Annotated in this window: 17 protein-coding genes; 12 read left to right on the top strand and 5 right to left on the bottom strand. The window is 69.0% G+C overall.

Going from position 1 to position 16078, the window contains the following annotated elements; translation table 11 throughout:
- The 3 genes from F3H32_RS14475 to F3H32_RS14465 form a co-directional block, all read right to left on the bottom strand.
- A partial coding sequence (locus tag F3H32_RS14475; protein ID WP_149766449.1) for an IS5 family transposase occupies nucleotides 1-256 on the bottom strand: 256 nt, incomplete at its 3' end.
- 156 nt (nucleotides 257-412) lie between these two features.
- Nucleotides 413-2446, bottom strand: a complete 2034-nt coding sequence (gene recQ / locus F3H32_RS14470) for a DNA helicase RecQ (protein ID WP_149766448.1) — start codon at nucleotides 2444-2446, stop codon at nucleotides 413-415.
- On the bottom strand, nucleotides 2447-2740 hold the full coding sequence (locus tag F3H32_RS14465; RefSeq protein WP_115755878.1) for a YggT family protein: 294 nt from the start codon (nucleotides 2738-2740) through the stop codon (nucleotides 2447-2449).
- A 143-nt stretch (nucleotides 2741-2883) separates the two neighbouring features.
- Between F3H32_RS14465 and F3H32_RS14460 the strand changes: the two genes are divergently transcribed.
- The 10 genes from F3H32_RS14460 to F3H32_RS14415 all read left to right on the top strand — a co-directional run bounded on the left by F3H32_RS14460 (nucleotide 2884) and on the right by F3H32_RS14415 (nucleotide 11364).
- The gene (locus F3H32_RS14460; protein ID WP_149766447.1) at nucleotides 2884-3456 is read left to right on the top strand and encodes an acyl-CoA thioesterase; all 573 of its coding nucleotides are present in this window, start codon (nucleotides 2884-2886) and stop codon (nucleotides 3454-3456) included.
- A gap of 66 nt (nucleotides 3457-3522) precedes the next feature.
- Nucleotides 3523-4881, top strand: a complete 1359-nt coding sequence (locus tag F3H32_RS14455; protein WP_149766446.1) for an MFS transporter — start codon at nucleotides 3523-3525, stop codon at nucleotides 4879-4881.
- 11 nt (nucleotides 4882-4892) lie between these two features.
- On the top strand, nucleotides 4893-5765 hold the full coding sequence (gene mepA / locus F3H32_RS14450) for a penicillin-insensitive murein endopeptidase (RefSeq protein WP_149766450.1): 873 nt from the start codon (nucleotides 4893-4895) through the stop codon (nucleotides 5763-5765).
- A complete protein-coding gene (locus tag F3H32_RS14445; protein WP_149766445.1) occupies nucleotides 5738-6700 on the top strand; it encodes an esterase-like activity of phytase family protein in 963 nt (320 codons plus the stop codon). Before mepA ends, F3H32_RS14445 begins: the two co-directional genes overlap by 28 nt.
- A 129-nt stretch (nucleotides 6701-6829) precedes the next feature.
- Entirely contained in the window at nucleotides 6830-7444 is a 615-nt protein-coding gene (locus F3H32_RS14440) for a VUT family protein (RefSeq protein ID WP_115755875.1), read from the top strand.
- 348 nt (nucleotides 7445-7792) lie between these two features.
- On the top strand, nucleotides 7793-8149 hold the full coding sequence (locus tag F3H32_RS14435; protein WP_115755886.1) for a winged helix-turn-helix domain-containing protein: 357 nt from the start codon (nucleotides 7793-7795) through the stop codon (nucleotides 8147-8149).
- 66 nt (nucleotides 8150-8215) lie between these two features.
- Complete coding sequence (gene modA, locus F3H32_RS14430; protein ID WP_149766444.1) at nucleotides 8216-8956, top strand: molybdate ABC transporter substrate-binding protein; 741 nt, start codon at nucleotides 8216-8218, stop codon at nucleotides 8954-8956.
- Nucleotides 8953-9657: a molybdate ABC transporter permease subunit gene (gene modB / locus F3H32_RS14425; RefSeq protein ID WP_149766443.1), complete on the top strand. Its 705-nt coding sequence runs from the start codon at nucleotides 8953-8955 to the stop codon at nucleotides 9655-9657. Before modA ends, modB begins: the two co-directional genes overlap by 4 nt.
- Complete coding sequence (gene modC / locus F3H32_RS14420) at nucleotides 9657-10712, top strand: molybdenum ABC transporter ATP-binding protein (protein ID WP_149766442.1); 1056 nt, start codon at nucleotides 9657-9659, stop codon at nucleotides 10710-10712. The genes modB and modC overlap by 1 nt, the downstream gene beginning before the upstream one ends.
- Nucleotides 10713-10785: 73 nt before the next feature.
- Entirely contained in the window at nucleotides 10786-11364 is a 579-nt protein-coding gene (locus F3H32_RS14415; protein ID WP_149766441.1) for a transglycosylase SLT domain-containing protein, read from the top strand.
- A 15-nt stretch (nucleotides 11365-11379) separates the two neighbouring features.
- Here the strand turns inward: F3H32_RS14415 and F3H32_RS14410 are convergent, their stop codons facing one another.
- Together F3H32_RS14410 and F3H32_RS14405 are read right to left on the bottom strand one after the other, a co-directional pair.
- Nucleotides 11380-11976 (bottom strand): LolA family protein, encoded by a 597-nt coding sequence (locus tag F3H32_RS14410; protein WP_115755883.1) that lies wholly within the window; start codon nucleotides 11974-11976, stop codon nucleotides 11380-11382.
- A 100-nt stretch (nucleotides 11977-12076) separates the two neighbouring features.
- Nucleotides 12077-13336, bottom strand: a complete 1260-nt coding sequence (locus F3H32_RS14405; RefSeq protein ID WP_149766440.1) for an FAD-dependent monooxygenase — start codon at nucleotides 13334-13336, stop codon at nucleotides 12077-12079.
- A gap of 92 nt (nucleotides 13337-13428) precedes the next feature.
- Between F3H32_RS14405 and F3H32_RS14400 the strand changes: the two genes are divergently transcribed.
- Together F3H32_RS14400 and F3H32_RS14395 are read left to right on the top strand one after the other, a co-directional pair.
- Complete coding sequence (locus F3H32_RS14400) at nucleotides 13429-14754, top strand: amidase (RefSeq protein WP_149766439.1); 1326 nt, start codon at nucleotides 13429-13431, stop codon at nucleotides 14752-14754.
- 127 nt (nucleotides 14755-14881) lie between these two features.
- Complete coding sequence (locus F3H32_RS14395; RefSeq protein ID WP_149766438.1) at nucleotides 14882-16075, top strand: aminotransferase class I/II-fold pyridoxal phosphate-dependent enzyme; 1194 nt, start codon at nucleotides 14882-14884, stop codon at nucleotides 16073-16075.
- The last annotated feature ends 3 nt before the right edge of the window (nucleotides 16076-16078 follow it).

The following is a 16078-nucleotide window of genomic DNA, read 5'->3' as shown; positions in this document are numbered from 1 at the left end:
CGGGGGATCTCTCCGCCAGAGCCTCGAACACCCGCAGCCAGACCCCGGATTTCGCCCATCGGTTGAACCGGTTGTAGATCGTGGTCGAAGGACCGTAGCGTTCCGGCAGGTCCCGCCAGGGCGAGCCGGTCCTGAGTACCCAGAAGATACCGTTCAGCACCCGCCGGTCATCCACCCGCGCCACCCCACGCGGCTTGTTCGGCAGAAGCGGGCGGATCAGTTCCCATTCAAAGTCCGTCAGATCGAAACGCGCCATCCTGAACCCTCCATAGGTCCAGTGAATCACGCCGGCCATCATAACGGAATCCCGTTTATGAGTTCACAGCCTAGGCCGAAATCCGCCAGCAGCCAGCCCCCGCCCAAGCCCCTGGTCATGGGGCATGCGGGCTGACGCCATCGGGGCTTGGCGCGGTCAATCCTGCGGATCGGCGTCGATCTGGGCGGCAAAGGCCGCGCCGAAGCGTTCCAGCCGCGCCGCGTCCAGATAGCGCGACAGGTCGCGCGGCCGGTCCTGGGCGATGCGGCGCAGGGTGGAATTGCCCACCGACAGCGGCTTTTCCGTCCCGTCTTCGCCCCGCGCCAGCCGGGACTGCGCCTCGGCCAGCCGGTCGAAAAGGGCGCCTGCCGCCTGGCCGGCCAAGGCCCGGCGCGCGGGATGCATGGGCGCCACCTCGCCGGCAATCACGCGCAGGAACTCGTCGCCATAGCTGTCCAGCTTTTTCGCGCCGACGCCGTTCACGCGCGCCATCTCGTCCAGCGTCTGGGGCCGCGTCTGCGCCATCTCGATCAAGGTGCGGTCGGGGAAGATGACATAGGCCGGGACCCGCGCCGCCTCGGCCAGGGCGCGGCGCTTGGCTTTCAGCGCCGACAGCAGCGGCGCGTCCTCTTCGTCGACCGAGGCGCGCACGACCACGGCGGGCCGCGCGCGGGTCATGGCGTCGCGGCGCAAGGTAATGCGGGCTTCGCCGCGCAGAACCGGATGGGCGGCGGCGGTGATCGCCAGGCCGCCATGGCGTTCCGGGTCGGGGCGGATCAGGTCGCGGCCCAGCATCTGCCGGATCACCGCCTGCCATTGCGGCTTGGCCATGTCGCGCCCGACGCCAAAGGTCGGCAGCCGGTCATGGCCGCGCTGGCCGATCCGGTCGGTCATGGTGCCGGTCAGAACGTCGATGACATGGCCCGCGCCATAGGTCTGGCCGGTGCGCAGGATGGCCGACAGCACCTTTTGCGCCGCTTCGGTCGCGTCGAAGCATTCGGGCGGGTTGTCGCAGATGTCGCAATTGCCGCAGGGCGCGGCCTTTTCGCCGAAATAGGACAGCAGGGCCATGCGCCGGCAGGCGGTCGCCTCGGCCAGGCCCAAAAGCGCGTTCAGCCGCGCATGGTCGGCGGCCTTGCGCTCGGGCGGGGCCAGCCCTTCGTCGATCTGGCCGCGGCGCAGGCGGATGTCGTCGGGGCCGTAAAGCGTCAGCGTCTCGGCCGGGGCGCCGTCGCGGCCGCCGCGGCCGATTTCCTGGTAATAGGCCTCGATGGATTTCGGCAGGTCGGCATGGGCGACCCAGCGGATATCGGGCTTGTCGATGCCCATGCCAAAGGCCACGGTCGCCACCACGATCAGCCCATCCTCGCGCTGGAACCGCCCCTCGACCTCGCGGCGGGCCTGGGCCTCCATGCCGCCGTGATAGGCCACGGCGGCCAGCCCGGCCTGGTTCAGCGCCGCCGCCAGCGTCTCGGTCTTGGCGCGGGTGCCGCAATAGACGATGCCCGACTGGCCGCGGCGGGCGGCGGCGAAATCCAGGATCTGCCGGCGCGGCCCGTCCTTGGGCTGAAAGGCCAGGTGGATGTTCGGCCGGTCAAAGCCGCGCAGGAAGATCTGCGGCTGCGCGCCGTCGAACAGGCGCTTGACGATTTCCTCGCGCGTTTCGGCATCGGCGGTGGCGGTAAAGGCGGCCAGCGGCACCGACAGCGCCCGGCGCAATTCGCCCACGCGCAGGTAGTCGGGGCGGAAATCGTGACCCCATTGGCTGACGCAATGCGCCTCGTCCACGGCGATGGCCTGGACGCCGGCGCGGCGCAGCATCGGCACCGTCGCGCCCGAGGCCAGCCGTTCCGGCGCCATGTAAAGCAGCCGCAATTCGCCGGCGGCCATGGCGCGCAGAACCTCGGTGTTTTCCTCGTCCGAATTGCCGCTGGTCAGGGCGGCGGCGGCCACCCCCGCCTCGGTCAGCGCGCGGACCTGGTCGCGCATCAGGGCGATCAGCGGCGAGATAACCACCGTCAGCTCGTCGCGCATCAGCGCCGGCAGTTGATAGCACAAAGACTTGCCGCCGCCGGTCGGCATGATCGCCAGCACGTCGCGGCCCGCGGCCACGGCATCGACGATTTCTTCCTGCCCCGGCCGAAAGGCGTCGAAGCCGAAGACCTGCCGCAGAAGGGGCGCGGCCGACATCTAAAGGCCGTAGAACCAGCCGGCGTTGTTGATAAGCGCGCGTTGCAGGATGATGACGGCGATAAAGACCACCAGCGGCGCCAGATCCAGCCCGCCCATATTCGGCAGGACCCGGCGGACGGGGCCGTAGATCGGCTCCAGCAGGCGGTTCAGCCCGCTCCAGATCTGCCAGATCAGCGGCTGGCGCAGGTTCAGCACCTGGAAATTGATGAGCCAGGACATGATGATATGGACGATCATCACGAACCAGACGACGTCGAGTATCAGCATCAAGGCTTCGTAGAGCGTGCCCATTCCATCCCCTTCCGGCCTGTTCCCCGGACAGGTAAGGCAGGCATCCGCATTGCGCAAGACGCAGGATCACCGCCGCAGCGTTCCGATTGACGCGGCCCGGCACCGCCGCTAGCCCGCAGCCGTCCGAAAGAGAGGGGCCGCCCATGTATCCCATGCTCCGCTTTGCCAAGGAGATGCTGAAGTTCCGCAAGAGCCCCCGGATCGGGGTGCTGGACGCGCATGTCTCGACCCATCGCTGCTGGCCCTGGGACCTGGACCCCTGGATCGAGCTGAACAACGGCCGCACCCTGACGCTTTACGACCTGGGGCGGCTGCCGATGGCGGTCAGGACCGGGATCATCGACACCATGCGGCAGAACCGCTGGGGCATCACGGTCGCTGGCAACACCGTGCGCTATCGCCGCCGGATCAGGGCCTTTGACCGCTTCACCATGGTGTCACGCACCTTGGGCTGGGACGAACGCTTCCTTTACATGGAACAAAGCATGTGGCGGCGGGGTGAGTGCTGCAACCACATGCTGCTGCGCGGCGCCATCACCTCGGCCCAGGGGATCGTCGCCCCGGCGCGGCTGATGCAGGCGGCCGGGCGCGACCCCGTCAGCCCGGAACTGCCGGGCTGGGTGCAGGCCTGGATCGCGGCGGATGCCCAGCGGCCCTGGCCGCCGGTCCTGCCGCCCATCCCGCCGGACGAGCGCAATCCGGACTTGCCAGCCTGAACCGGCTGGGGCCTTATGCGCGCGGGCTGTGGAACGGGCGCAGCCTGGGGGCAGAAGGGGCGCGGCATGGAACGCAGACGCATCTGGGGCTGGTGGTTCTTCGACTGGGCCAGCCAGCCCTTTGCGACGCTGCTGATGACCTTTATCTTCCCGGTCTATTACGCCGAAATCGCCCGCCAGCATTACACCGCCCAAGGCATGACCCCCGAGGCGGCGGGGGCGGCGGCGCAGTCGCTTTGGGGCTATGGGCTGGGCATCTGCGGCATCATCATCGCGCTGCTGGCCCCGGTGCTGGGCGCCATTGCCGACAATACCGGGCGCAGGCTGGTCTGGGTCTGGATTTTTTCCACCTTTTACATGGCCGGGGCCTGGGGCCTGTGGTTCCTGGCGCCCGACCAGCCGAACCTGCACCTGGCCATCGTCTGCTTCGGCATCGGGCTGATCGGGATGGAGTTCGCCACCATCTTTACCAATGCCCTGCTGCCGGGGCTGGCGCCGCACGAGGAGATCGGCGGCATCTCTGGCTCGGGCTTCGCCTTCGGCTATCTGGGGGGCGTGGTGGCGCTGGCCGTGGTGCTGCTGCTTCTGGCCGAGAACGCGCAGACCGGCCGCACCATGCTGGGCGCCCCGCCGGTGCTGGGGCTGGACCCGGCGCTGCGCGAGGGGACGCGGGCGGTGGGGCCGTTCACGGCGCTGTGGTATCTGGTCTTCATGATCCCCTTTGCGCTTTGGGTGCCGGAAACGCGGGGGCCGCGCCGGCCGCTGCATCTGGGCGCGGCGATGGCAGAGCTGGGCCGGCTGCTGGCCAGCCTGCGGCACCGGCGCTCGCTGGCGGCGTGGCTGGTGTCGTCCATGTTCTCGCGCGATGCGCTGAACGCGCTTTACGCCTTTGGCGGGGTCTATGCGGGCACGGTCCTGGGCTGGCCGGTCTTCCTGGCCGGGGTGTTCGGCGTGGTCAGCGCGGTTTCGGCCGCCGTCATCAGCTGGATCGGCGGCCGCGCCGACCGGCGCTGGGGACCAAAGCCGGTGATCGTCGCCGCCACCCTGGTCCTGGTCGCGGTCTGCATCCTGATCACCGGCATGAGCCGCCAGCAGATCCTGGGCCTGGCCCTGGCCGAGGGCTCTCGCGCGCCCGATGCGCTGTTCTTCCTGTGCGGGGCGCTGATCGGCGGCGCGGGCGGCGCGCTGCAATCGGCCAGCCGCACGATGATGGTGCGCCACACCACGCCGGAACGGGCCACCGAGGCCTTTGGCCTTTACGCGCTGTCGGGCAAGGCCACGGCTTTCCTGGCGCCGCTGCTGATCGCCACGGTGACGGATGCGACCGGCAGCCAACGGCTCGGCATCTCTCCGCTCATCGTGATGTTCCTTCTGGCGCTGGTTCTGCTAGGCTGGGTCAAAGCAAAAGGAGAGGGCGCGCAGTGATCGGCAAAGCAGTGATCCGCAAATTCCTGACCGCCGCGGTGCTGGGGCTGACCGGGCTTGGCCTGGCGCAACCCACCGCGGCCGATCCTTTGGCCCGCAGCGTCTTTGGCGCCGCCCCCGGCCCGACAGGCGGCGCGCCGGTCTCGATCGGGTTCTATTCCAAGGGCTGCGTCTCGGGCGCCATGCAATTGCCGGAATCCGGCCCGACCTGGCAGGCCATGCGCCTGTCGCGGAACCGCAACTGGGGCCACCCGGAACTGGTCGGCTTTCTGGTCGGGCTGTCGCAGGCGGCGCGCCAGGTCGGCTGGCAGGGCTTATATATCGGCGACATGGGCCAGCCGCGCGGCGGGCCGATGACCTCGGGCCATGCCAGCCATCAATCGGGTCTCGACGCCGACATCTGGATGCTGCCGCCGCAAAGCCTGCGCCTGACCGCCGCGCAGCGCGAAAAAATCTCGTCGCAATCGGTGGTGAACAAGGCCGGCACCGCGCCTTCGGGCCTGTGGAGCGGCGGGCACATGGCAATCATGCGCGCCGCCGCCCGCGACCCAAGGGTCGAGCGCATCTTCGTCGATCCCGTCGCCAAGCTGGCCATGTGCCAGATGGAAACGGGCGATCGCAGTTACCTACGCAAGATCCGGCCGCTGGGTGGCCACGACTATCACTTCCACGTCCGGCTGGCCTGCCCGGCGGGCTCGGTCTGCCAACAGCAGGACGCGCCGCCGCCCGGCGACGGCTGCGCCGAGGCGGCGGAATGGATCAAGAACCGCATCGACCCCGGCCGGGTCAAGCCGGTGCCGCCCGACCCGAACTATCGCCACCCCCGCAGCTATCGGCTTAGCGAGATGCCCCGCCAATGCCAGGCCGTCGCCACCGCCCGCTAAGGCGCGGCGGCAGGGCGGGCGCTGCGACGGGCAGGCGTCGCTTGCGCGGCCTTGCCCTGTCGCTGTCGCTGCTTTGCGCCGTTCCGGCCTGCGCGGCCGATCCGGCGCCGCCCCGGCCCAGGGTCGATTACGTCGCGACCTATGTCTGGCAGATGGAGGACGAGACATTCGGCGGCTTCTCGGGGATCGAGATCAGCGCCGACGGCAGCCGCTTTACCGCGCTTTCCGACCGCGCCACCCTCCGCTGGGGCAGCGTCCAGCGCGACGCCCAGGGCCGCATCCGCGGGCTGGAACTGTCCGGCCGCGCCCATTTGCGCGACAGCGCCGGCAAGCCGCTGAAGCCCGGCTGGCAGGGCGACAGCGAGGGGCTGGCCATCGCCGCCGACGGCACGATCTGGATCAGCTTCGAGGGGCTGACCCGCGTCGCCCGCCACGACACCGCCGACAGCCCGGCCAAGCCCTTGCCCCGTCCGGCAGAGTTCAAGACGATGCAGCGCAATTCCTCGCTGGAGGCGCTGGCGATCCTGCCCGACGGCACGCTGCTGACCCTGCCCGAGCGGTCGGGGGCGCTGACCCGGCCCTTTCCGGTCTGGCGCTGGCGGGACGGCAAATGGGACCAGCCCTTTTCCATCCCGCGTTCGGGCGACTGGCTGGCGGTGGGCGCCGATATCGGCCCGGACGGCCGCCTTTATCTGCTGGAACGCGACTTCAAGGGCCTTTTGGGCTTTCGCAGCCGCGTCCGGCGCTTCGACCTGTCCGACGGCGGCGTGGCGAATGAAAACGTGCTGCTGGAATCGCGGCCGCTGCAATATGACAACCTGGAAGGGATCTCGGTCTGGCATGACGGGCGGGGTATCCGCATCACGATGATTTCGGACGACAATTTCGGCTGGCTGCAACGCACCGAACTGGTGGAATACCGGGTGGCGGAATGACCCCGGCGCCCGGCCTGCCCGCCGCGCCGGCACCCCGTCCCGGTTGACAAGCGCCGCCTGCGGGCTTATCCAGCGCCGCCCCGCATGGGGCCGAGTCTCCGCAACCTTGCCAAAACGGAAAAACCAAGCATGCCCCGCCTTCTTCCCGGCATTATTGCCATGGCCGCCGTGGTCGTGGCCTCGAACATCCTGGTCCAGCACCTGCTGGGCGCCTGGCTGACCTGGGGGGCGCTGACCTACCCGATCGCATTCCTTGTCACCGACATCATGAACAGGGTCTATGGCCCGACCGCCGCCCGCAAGGTGGTCTATGCCGGCTTCGTGACCGGGGTGCTTTGCTCGGTGGTGGCGGCCGGGTTTGACAAGACCACGCTTCGCATCGCCATCGCTTCGGGCGCGGCCTTCCTGTCGGCGCAGTTGATGGATATCGCCGTCTTCAACCAGTTGCGAAAATACAACTGGTGGCTACCACCCCTTGCGGCCAGCGTCGTCGGCTCGATCCTGGATACCGCGGTGTTCTTTGGCATTGCCTTTTCCGCGCAGCTAACGCCGCTGTTTCCGGGCGACGATGTTTCCTGGGCAAATGAGACGGTTGCGCTGCTTGGCCATGGGCCCGTCCTGCCGCTGTGGATGTCGCTGGCGGTGGCCGATTGCGCGGTCAAGCTGGCGCAGGCGGTGCTGGCGCTTGTGCCGTTTCGCATCGTCGTCGGAAATTTGATCCATCGCCGGGCGCAAATTCATTGACTGTTAAGGCTGCTGTGGCAGGCTGACCCTATACGGCAACTTATTGAAAGGAGGTGGTCCAGTGTCGAGAGTGATATTGGAGAGAGGTGTCGGGACAGTCAGGGGGGCCGTGGCCTGAGGGCAGCCCCAAGGGTCGTAAACCCTGGCTGGGACGGTAGGCACCAGCCCTAACCGGACCATCTCCGTGGATCTCGCGGGCCGTTCTGCAAAGGGCGGCCCGTTCCATTTCCGTCAGGCCGGGGCTTGCGCCGCCATGCCAGGCATTGTTGCCGGAGTGGCCCGGCAAGCCCGTGGCGGACGGACCCGCTGCCCCCTTGCCACTGGGTGCAAAGCCGGCAAAATGCCCGCATGACGAACGATCCCCGCATCAGCCTGCGCCTGCATTTCGAATCCGGCCTGACCTTTGGCCGGGGCAAAGCCGATCTGCTGCAAGCCATCCAGGAACAGGGCTCGATTTCCGCCGCCGGGCGGCGCATGAAAATGAGCTATCGCCGGGCCTGGTCCCTGGTCGAGGACATGAACGCGCATTTCCCCGAGCCGCTGGTGGATAGCAGCCGCGGCGGGGCCAAGGGCGGCGGCGCGGTCCTGACCGACCGCGGCCGGCAGGTGCTGGCCGATTACCGCGCGCTGGAGGCCCTGTTGCGCGACCAGGGTGCCGGACAACTGGCGCGGCTGCGCGCCGGACAGCGTTCTGTTCCGACGTAAATAACGGTTGCCAGCCGCATCGCGGTTTGGTTATGTCCATCTGAACACAACGAATGGACAGAACCGATGCGCCTGCCTTTTCTTGCCGCCGCCCTTGTCGCCCTGGCCCCGGTCGCCCAGGCGGATGAGATCACCGTCTTCGCCGCGGCCAGCCTCAAGGATGCGCTGGACCGGATCGCCGCCGATTGGCAGGAAGCCCAGGGCGACACGGTGATCGTTTCCTATGCCGGCAGTTCGCAACTGGCCAAGCAGATCCAGCAGGGCGCGCCGGCCGACCTGTTCATCTCGGCCTCGGCCGGCTGGATGGATGCGGTGCAGGATTCGGGCGATATCGACGCGGCGACGCGCCGCGATCTTCTGGGCAATACCCTGGTGCTGGTCGGCACCGGCAAGCCCGCCCCGTCGCCGGTCGCCGAATTGCCCGCGCTGCTGGGCGAGGGCAAGCTGGCGATGGCGATGGTCGATTCCGTGCCCGCCGGGCAATACGGCAAAGAGGCCCTGACCTCGTTGGGCCTGTGGGATCAGGTCCAGGGCCAGGTGGCCCAGGCCGACAATGTCCGCGCGGCGCTGAAACTGGTGGCGACTGGCGAGGCGCCCTTGGGCATCGTTTATGGCAGCGACGCGGTGGCCGAGCCGGGCGTGGGCGTGGTCGCGACTTTCCCCTCCGACAGCCATCAGCAGATCACCTATCCCGCCGCGGTGACGACGGCGGCCGATACGCCGCAGGCCGCCGCCTTCCTTGACAGCCTGTCGCAGGAACCGGCAAGGTCGGTCTTTGAATCGCAAGGCTTTACCGTCACCCCATGATCCCGACCGATTGGCTTGGTCCTCAGGAATGGCAGGCCGTGCGCCTGTCGCTGCGGGTGGCCGCGGCCGCCACGCTGGCCAGCCTGCCGCTGGCCGTCGCGGTGGCCTGGCTGCTGGCGCGGCGGCGCTTTCCGGGGCATGGGCTGCTAAGCGGCGTGGTCCACCTGCCGCTGATCCTGCCGCCGGTCGTCACCGGATACCTGCTGCTGGTCACATTCGGCACCCAGGGGCCGGTCGGCAGCCTGCTGAAGCCCCTGGGCATCGTCTTTGCCTTTCGCTGGACCGGCGCGGCGCTGGCCTGCGGCATCATGGGCTTTCCGCTGATGGTGCGCGCCATCCGCCTGGGATTCGAGGCGGTGGACCCCAAGCTGGAACAGGCCGCCGCCACCCTGGGCGCGCCGCGGGCCTGGATCTTCGTGACCGTGACGCTGCCCTTGATCCTGCCCGCGATCCTGGCCGGGGCCACGCTGGGCTTTGCCAAGGCGATGGGCGAATTCGGCGCCACCATCACCTTTGTCTCGAACATTCCCGGCCAGACGCAGACGCTGCCCTCGGCCATCTATGCGCTGTTGCAGGTGCCCTCGGGCGAGGGGGCGGCGCTGCGGCTGGTGCTGGTCTCGGTCGTGATCGCCATGGGGGCGGTGTTGGTGTCCGAATGGCTGGCCTGGCGCACGGCCGCGCGTATCGAGGCGCGGCGCTGATGCTGGAGGTCGCGTTTCGCCATCGGTTCCAGGGGCTGGCGCTGGATGTCGCGTTCCAGGCACCGGGCGGGGTGACGGCGCTGTTCGGCCCCTCGGGCTGCGGCAAAAGCACCACCATCAACGCCATTGCCGGGCTGATGCGCCCCGAACAGGGCCGGATCGCGCTGGACGGGCGGGTGCTGTTCGACGGCGGGACGAACCTTTCGCCCCAGGCGAGGCGCATCGGCTGCGTGTTCCAGGACGCGCGCCTGTTTCCGCATATGACGGTCGCGGCAAATCTGCGCTATCCGTCGCGCTGGCGGCGGGGGGCGGCGCGGGATTTCGACCGCATCACCCGCATGCTGGCGCTGGAGCCCTTGCTGCAACGCCGTCCCGGCACCCTGTCGGGCGGCGAGCGCCAGCGCGTGGCCATCGGGCGCGCGCTTTTGTCGGACCCGGCGCTGCTGGTCATGGACGAGCCGCTGGCGGCGCTGGACGAAGCGCGCAAGGCCGAGATCATGCCCTGGCTGGAACGCTTGCGCGACCAGATCCGGCTGCCGATCCTGTATGTCAGCCATTCGGTGCCCGAAGTGCTGCGGCTGGCGACGACGGTGGTGTTGATGCAGCAGGGGCGGGTGGTCCATTCCGGCGCGCTGGCCGACATCCTGGCCGATCCGCAACTGGCCCCGCAACTGGGCGCGCGCGAGGCGGGGGCGCTGATCCGCGCCACGGTCGAGGCGCGCGAGGAAGACGGCATGATCCGGGTCGCCACCGCGGGCGGGCCGATGCTTCTGCCCGGCATGGACCTGGCGCCGGGGCAGGTGCTGCGGCTGCGCATCCTGGCGCATGAGGTGATCCTGGCGCGCGAGGCGCCGCCGGGCCTGTCGGCGCTGAACGTGCTGCCGGTCGTGGTAACGCGCATCCAAGGCGGGCTGGTGCAACTGGCGCCGGGGCAGGGCGCGACGCATGAGCGGATGCTTGCGCAGGTCACGCCGCGTTCGGCCAAGGCGCTGGAATTGCAGCCCGGAACCCCTTGCCATGCCATCGTGAAATCGGTTTCGGTCCTGCAAAGCTAGGCCGGGTCGAGCCTTTGTCATTTGCGCGCCGGCGCGGATTTTGCTTATGCTGCCCCAAAAACATGAGGGCAGTATGAACAGGTTTCTCAAGCTCGCCATCGTCGGGCTGGTGGCCTCTTGCGGCGGAGGCGGGAATTACAAGGCGCCGCGCAATCTGGAAAACGCCTGCGCCATCGCGGCGGAACGTCCCGCCTATATGCGCGCGATGAAGGCGACAGAGCGGCGCTGGGGCGTGCCGGTGCATGTGCAGATGGCGACGATCCACCAGGAATCGAAATTCATCGGCAACGCCCGGACGCCGCATCAATATGCGCTGGGGATCATTCCGATCGGCCGGCAAAGCTCGGCCTATGGCTATAGCCAGGCGCTGGACAGCACCTGGGACGATTACCGCAAGCAGACCGGCAACCGCCGCGCCCGGCGCGACGATATCCGCGACGCGACCGATTTCATGGGCTGGTACATGAACGGGACGGCGCGGATGCTGGGCGTTTCCAAATGGGATGCCGGCGCGCAATACCTGGCCTATCACGAGGGGCGCAGCGGTTTTACCCGCGGCTCGCATCGCGGCAAGCCATGGCTGATGACGGTGGCCGGCAACGTCCAGGCCAGGGCCGAGGTCTATCGCGGCCAGCTTGCCTCGTGCCGCTAAGCGGGGATGGCCCGCCTATTTGCGGCGGGCGATCTCGTTCTGGATGGCAAAGGTCGAGGCCGGAAAGGACATCCCGGTCTGCATGTCGCCCAGGATGACCGTGGTGCGCTTGCCAGTGTCGTCCGTCACCACCCATTGCCGCAATTGCGTCGGGTTGGCGGTAAAGACCAGTTGGATATTGCCGTATTCCGGGTGCTGGGGATCCTGCGCGGTGACGACGGTGCTGTTCTTCTTTTCCGTATAGCCCGTGACCATCCGCGCCCGGCTCAGGTCGATGTTGGGCGCCAGGATCAGCGACAGCGGCGTCTTGGACAGCGGATATTGCTGCGGCGCGCCGCGGGTCTTGCCGTCGAACACCGCGACATTGCCGGCCGAGGCCATGACCAGGGTGCGGTCGCCCTTGTATTCGAAGCGCACCCGCTGCGGGCGCTGGATATAGACCACCCCGGTCGAGATCGAGCCGTCGGCATTGACCTGGGTAAACTCCGCCTGGGCGGTCTTGAGGCTGTTGAGATAGCGCGAAATCTCGTTCAGCGGGATCTTTTCCGCCAGGGCGGGAAAGGCCATGCCCAGGCACAGGACCGGCGCAAGGACAAGCGATTTGAGTGTCATGTTCAGTCTCATGAGGGGATGATACCGTTCCTGCCGCAAGTTGCACATCACGTTCGCCGGATGCGCGGCGGGGCAACGCTGACGATGGCGTGAGCGTTCCCTAAAGCCGCCGCCCGGCCAAAAGCCGCGGCATCGGGTCCAGCCGCAGCCCCGCCGCCTGGCGCATGAAGCCGCGCCGCAAGGGCGGGATGGCGTCGACCAGTCCCATGCCCAATTCGCGCGCCGGGCGCAAAAGCGGATTGCTGTTGGAAAACAAGGCATTCACCCTGTCCATGCCCAGGGCCAGCGCGGTTGCGTCCGGCCGCCGCCAGTCCTGATAGCGGGCCAGCACCAGATCGGCGCCGATATCCTCGCCCCGGCGGCGGGCGGCGACCAGCACCTCGGCCAGGGCGGCCACGTCGCGCAGGCCCAGGTTCAGGCCCTGCCCGGCGATGGGATGCACGCCATGCGCCGCATCGCCGACCAGCGCGATGCGCGGGGCCACGTAGCGTTTGGCCAGGGTCAGGTTCAGCGGATAGGAAAAGCGCGGCCCGGCCAGGGCGATCCCGCCCAGGAAATCGCCGAACCGCGGGCGCAGCACCGCCAGGAAGGCATCGTCGGGCAGGTCCATGATGGCGCGGGCCTCGGCCTTGGCCTCGGACCAGACGATCGAGCTGCGATTGCCCGGCAGCGGCAGGATCGCCAAGGGGCCGGTGGGCATGAAATACTGATGCGCGGTGCCGTGATGGGGCAATTCGTGATCGACGGCGGCAACCAGCGCGATCTGGCCATAGTCATGGCCGATGCGCCGGATGCCGGCCCGCGCCGCCACGCCCGATTGCCGCCCGTCGGCACCCACCAGCAGCCGCGCGCTGATGCTGCGCCCGTCCGAAAGGCTGGCGCGGATGGTGGCGCCCTGGATGTCCTGGCCGGTGACCGACAGGCCCGGCAGATGCGTGACCCGCCCCCGCATCGCGGCCAGAAGCGCGCGGTAAAGGAAGCGGTCTTCCAGCATGTAGCCCAGCCGGCCTTCCTCGATCTCGGCGCCGTCGAAATGCAGGCCGAAGGGACCCGCGCCTTCGCCCGGCACGCCCTGCGCCGCCTCGACCCGGCGGATTTCCTGCGCATCAGGCGCCAGGTCCTGCCATAGCCCCAGCGCCGCCAGCAGCCGTTGCGAGGCCAGCGCCAGCGCATAGGCGCGCCCGTCGAAAGCGTCGCCGGCGCGGGCATCGGCGGGGCGGGCATCGGCCACCGCCACCGACAGGCCGGCATCGGCCAGCGCCAGGGCCAGCGCCGGGCCGTTCAGCCCGCCGCCCGCGATCAGGATGTCGAAATCGGTCTTCATGGCACGCACTATGACCTTCGGCCGCGCAATGTCCATGCGTCACGGCCGCCACCAAGCGCATTGCGGGCCTGCCCCCGCCAGGATAGCCTGTGCATCATTGGTAACGAGAATTTTTGCGGGGGAAGAGCATGGATTGGCTCAGGGCATCTGCGGCAGAACAGGGGCGGGCGATCCTGGCCGGCCTTGTCAGCCCGGTCGAGCAGGCCGAGGCCTATCTGGACGCCGCCACCCGACAACCCTATGGCGACCGCATCTATGCCCGCCTGACCCCCGAGCGCGCGCGGGCCGAGGCCATCGCCGCCCATGACCGCGCCCGCGCCGGGCTGCGCCGCGGGCTGCTGGACGGGGTGGCGATCAGTTGGAAGGACAATATCGACAGCGCCGGCACCGCGACCCAGGCCGGCTCGCGCCTGCTTGCGGGCCGCGTCCCCGTGCATGACGCCGCCATCCTGGCCGGGGCGACGCTGGACGGGCTGGTCTGCCTGGGCAAGACGCACATGACCGAACTGGCCTTTTCCGGGCTGGGCGTGAACCCGATGACGGCGACGCCGCCCAACAGCATCGACCAGGAACTGGCGCCGGGCGGGTCCAGTTCGGGGGCCGCGGTCTCGGTCGCGCTGGGACTGGCGGCGGCAGCCATCGGCTCGGATACCGGCGGCTCGATTCGGGTGCCGGCGGCCTGGAACGGGCTTGTCGGCTTCAAGCCCACCGCCGGGACCGTCAGCGCGCGGGGCATCGTGCCGCTGTGCCGCCGCTTCGACGTGGCCGGCCCCATCGCCCGCACGGTCGAGGATTGCGCCGAGCTTTACGCCGTGCTGCGCGGCGAGAATGCGCCCGACCTTGCGGATGCCGCCCCGCGCGGGCTGCGGCTGATGGTGCTGGACGGGGTGCCCTTCGACGAGGCGCGGGCCGAGCCCGTGGCCGGCTTTGAGGATGCGGTGAACCGTCTGGCCCGCGCCGGCGCCCGCATCACCCATGCCCAGCCGCCCTGCGTGGCCGAGGCCATGGTGCTGGCGGCGCTGCTCTTCGCCCCCGAAGCCTATGGCATCTGGCGCGAACAGATCGAGGCCGCGCCGGACCTGATGCACCCGCCGATCCTGGAACGTTTCCGCGGTGGCCAGTTCGTGCTGGCCGCCGATTACGTCGCCGCATGGGAGGAGCTGGCGAGGCTGCGCGCCGACTGGGCGCGGCTGGTCGCGGGTTTCGACGCGGTGATCCTGCCCACGGCGCCGATCCTGCCGCCGCCGGTCGACCGGCTGCTGGCCGAGGAAGAGTTCTTTGCCCGCGAAAACCTGCTGACGCTGCGCAATACCCGCATCGCCAACCTGCTGGACCTGCCGGCGATCAGCCTGCCCACCGGGCATCCGGCCTGCGGCATCATGCTGATGGGGCGCGCGGGCGGCGACCGGGCCTTGCTGGCCGCCGCCGCCGCGGCCGCGGCCGCCTTGCGCTGAGCCGCGGTTTTTGCCGGGAAATCCGGCACAGCCACATCCTTGCGACCGTGAAACGCTGGACGCATGCGGGGATTGCCGGTAGTCTTGCGGCAAAACGGGGCGCGACGACCCCGACTGAGAGGCAGTCATGGCTATTCCCGAGCGGTTCTCGAACCTGCCGGATTACGCGTTTCCGCGCCTGCGGAAGCTTCTTTCGGGTCTCGAACCCGGTGGTGAGCCGCTGATCCTGACGATCGGCGAGCCGCGCCATGCGCTGCCGGATTTCGTCGGCCCCATCATGGCCGAAAGCATCGCCGATTTCGGCAAATACCCCTCGAACGAGGGCACGGCCGAATTGCTGGCCGCGATTTCGGGCTGGCTGGCCCGCCGGCATGGGCTGGAGGTCGCGCCCGAACGCATCATGGCGCTGAACGGCACGCGCGAAGGGCTGTTCAATGCTGCCCTGGCGCTGGCGCCGGAACGCAAGAACGGCCAGCGTCCCGCGGTCCTGGTGCCGAACCCGTTCTACCAGGTCTATGCCGTGGCTGCGGCGGCGGTCGGCGCCGAGCCGGTCTTCGTCCCCGCCGTGCCGGAAACCGGCCACCTGCCGCGCTTTGCCGGCCTGCCGGCCGAGGTGCTGGACCGCACCACCATCGGCTATCTGTGTTCGCCCGCCAATCCGCAGGGCAGCATCGCGCCCCCCGATTACCTGGAGGAGTTGATCGCGCTGGCCGACCGCCACGATTTCCTGGTCTTTGCCGACGAATGCTATTCCGAGATCTGGCGCGACGCCCCGCCGCCCGGCGCGCTGGCGGTGGCCACGCGCATGGGGCTGGCCGACCGGGTGGTGATGTTCAACTCGCTGTCGAAGCGCTCGAACCTGCCGGGGCTGCGCTCGGGCTTTGCCGCCGGTGGCGCGGCGCAGATCGCGCAGATGCGGCGGCTGCGCAGCTATGCCGGCGCGCCGCTGCCCCTGCCGGTGCAGCGCATCAGCGCCATGGCCTGGGCGGATGAAAGCCATGTCGATGCCAGCCGGGCGCTTTACCAGCAGAAATACCGCATCGCCGACCGGGTGCTGGGCAATGTGCCGGGCTACCAGCCGGTGCAGGGCGGCTTTTTCCTGTGGCTGCCGGTCCCGGAAAGCGTCGGCACCGGCGAGGATGCGGCGAAAAAGCTGTGGACCCAGGCGGGCATCCAGGTCCTGCCCGGCGCCTATCTGGCCCGCGACAGCCTGGCCGGCAATCCGGGCCGGAATTTCATCCGCGTGGCGCTGGTGGCGCCCGCGGACCAGACCGAGGCGGCGCTGAACCGCCTGAAAAGCTGTTTGTATCAAGGGGGTTGACGC

It is taken from the genome of Paracoccus thiocyanatus (assembly GCF_900156255.1).
GTDB lineage: Bacteria > Pseudomonadota > Alphaproteobacteria > Rhodobacterales > Rhodobacteraceae > Paracoccus > Paracoccus thiocyanatus.
The sequence above is the reverse complement of the archived record's forward strand: the minus strand, read 5'-3'. Positions and strand labels throughout refer to the sequence as shown.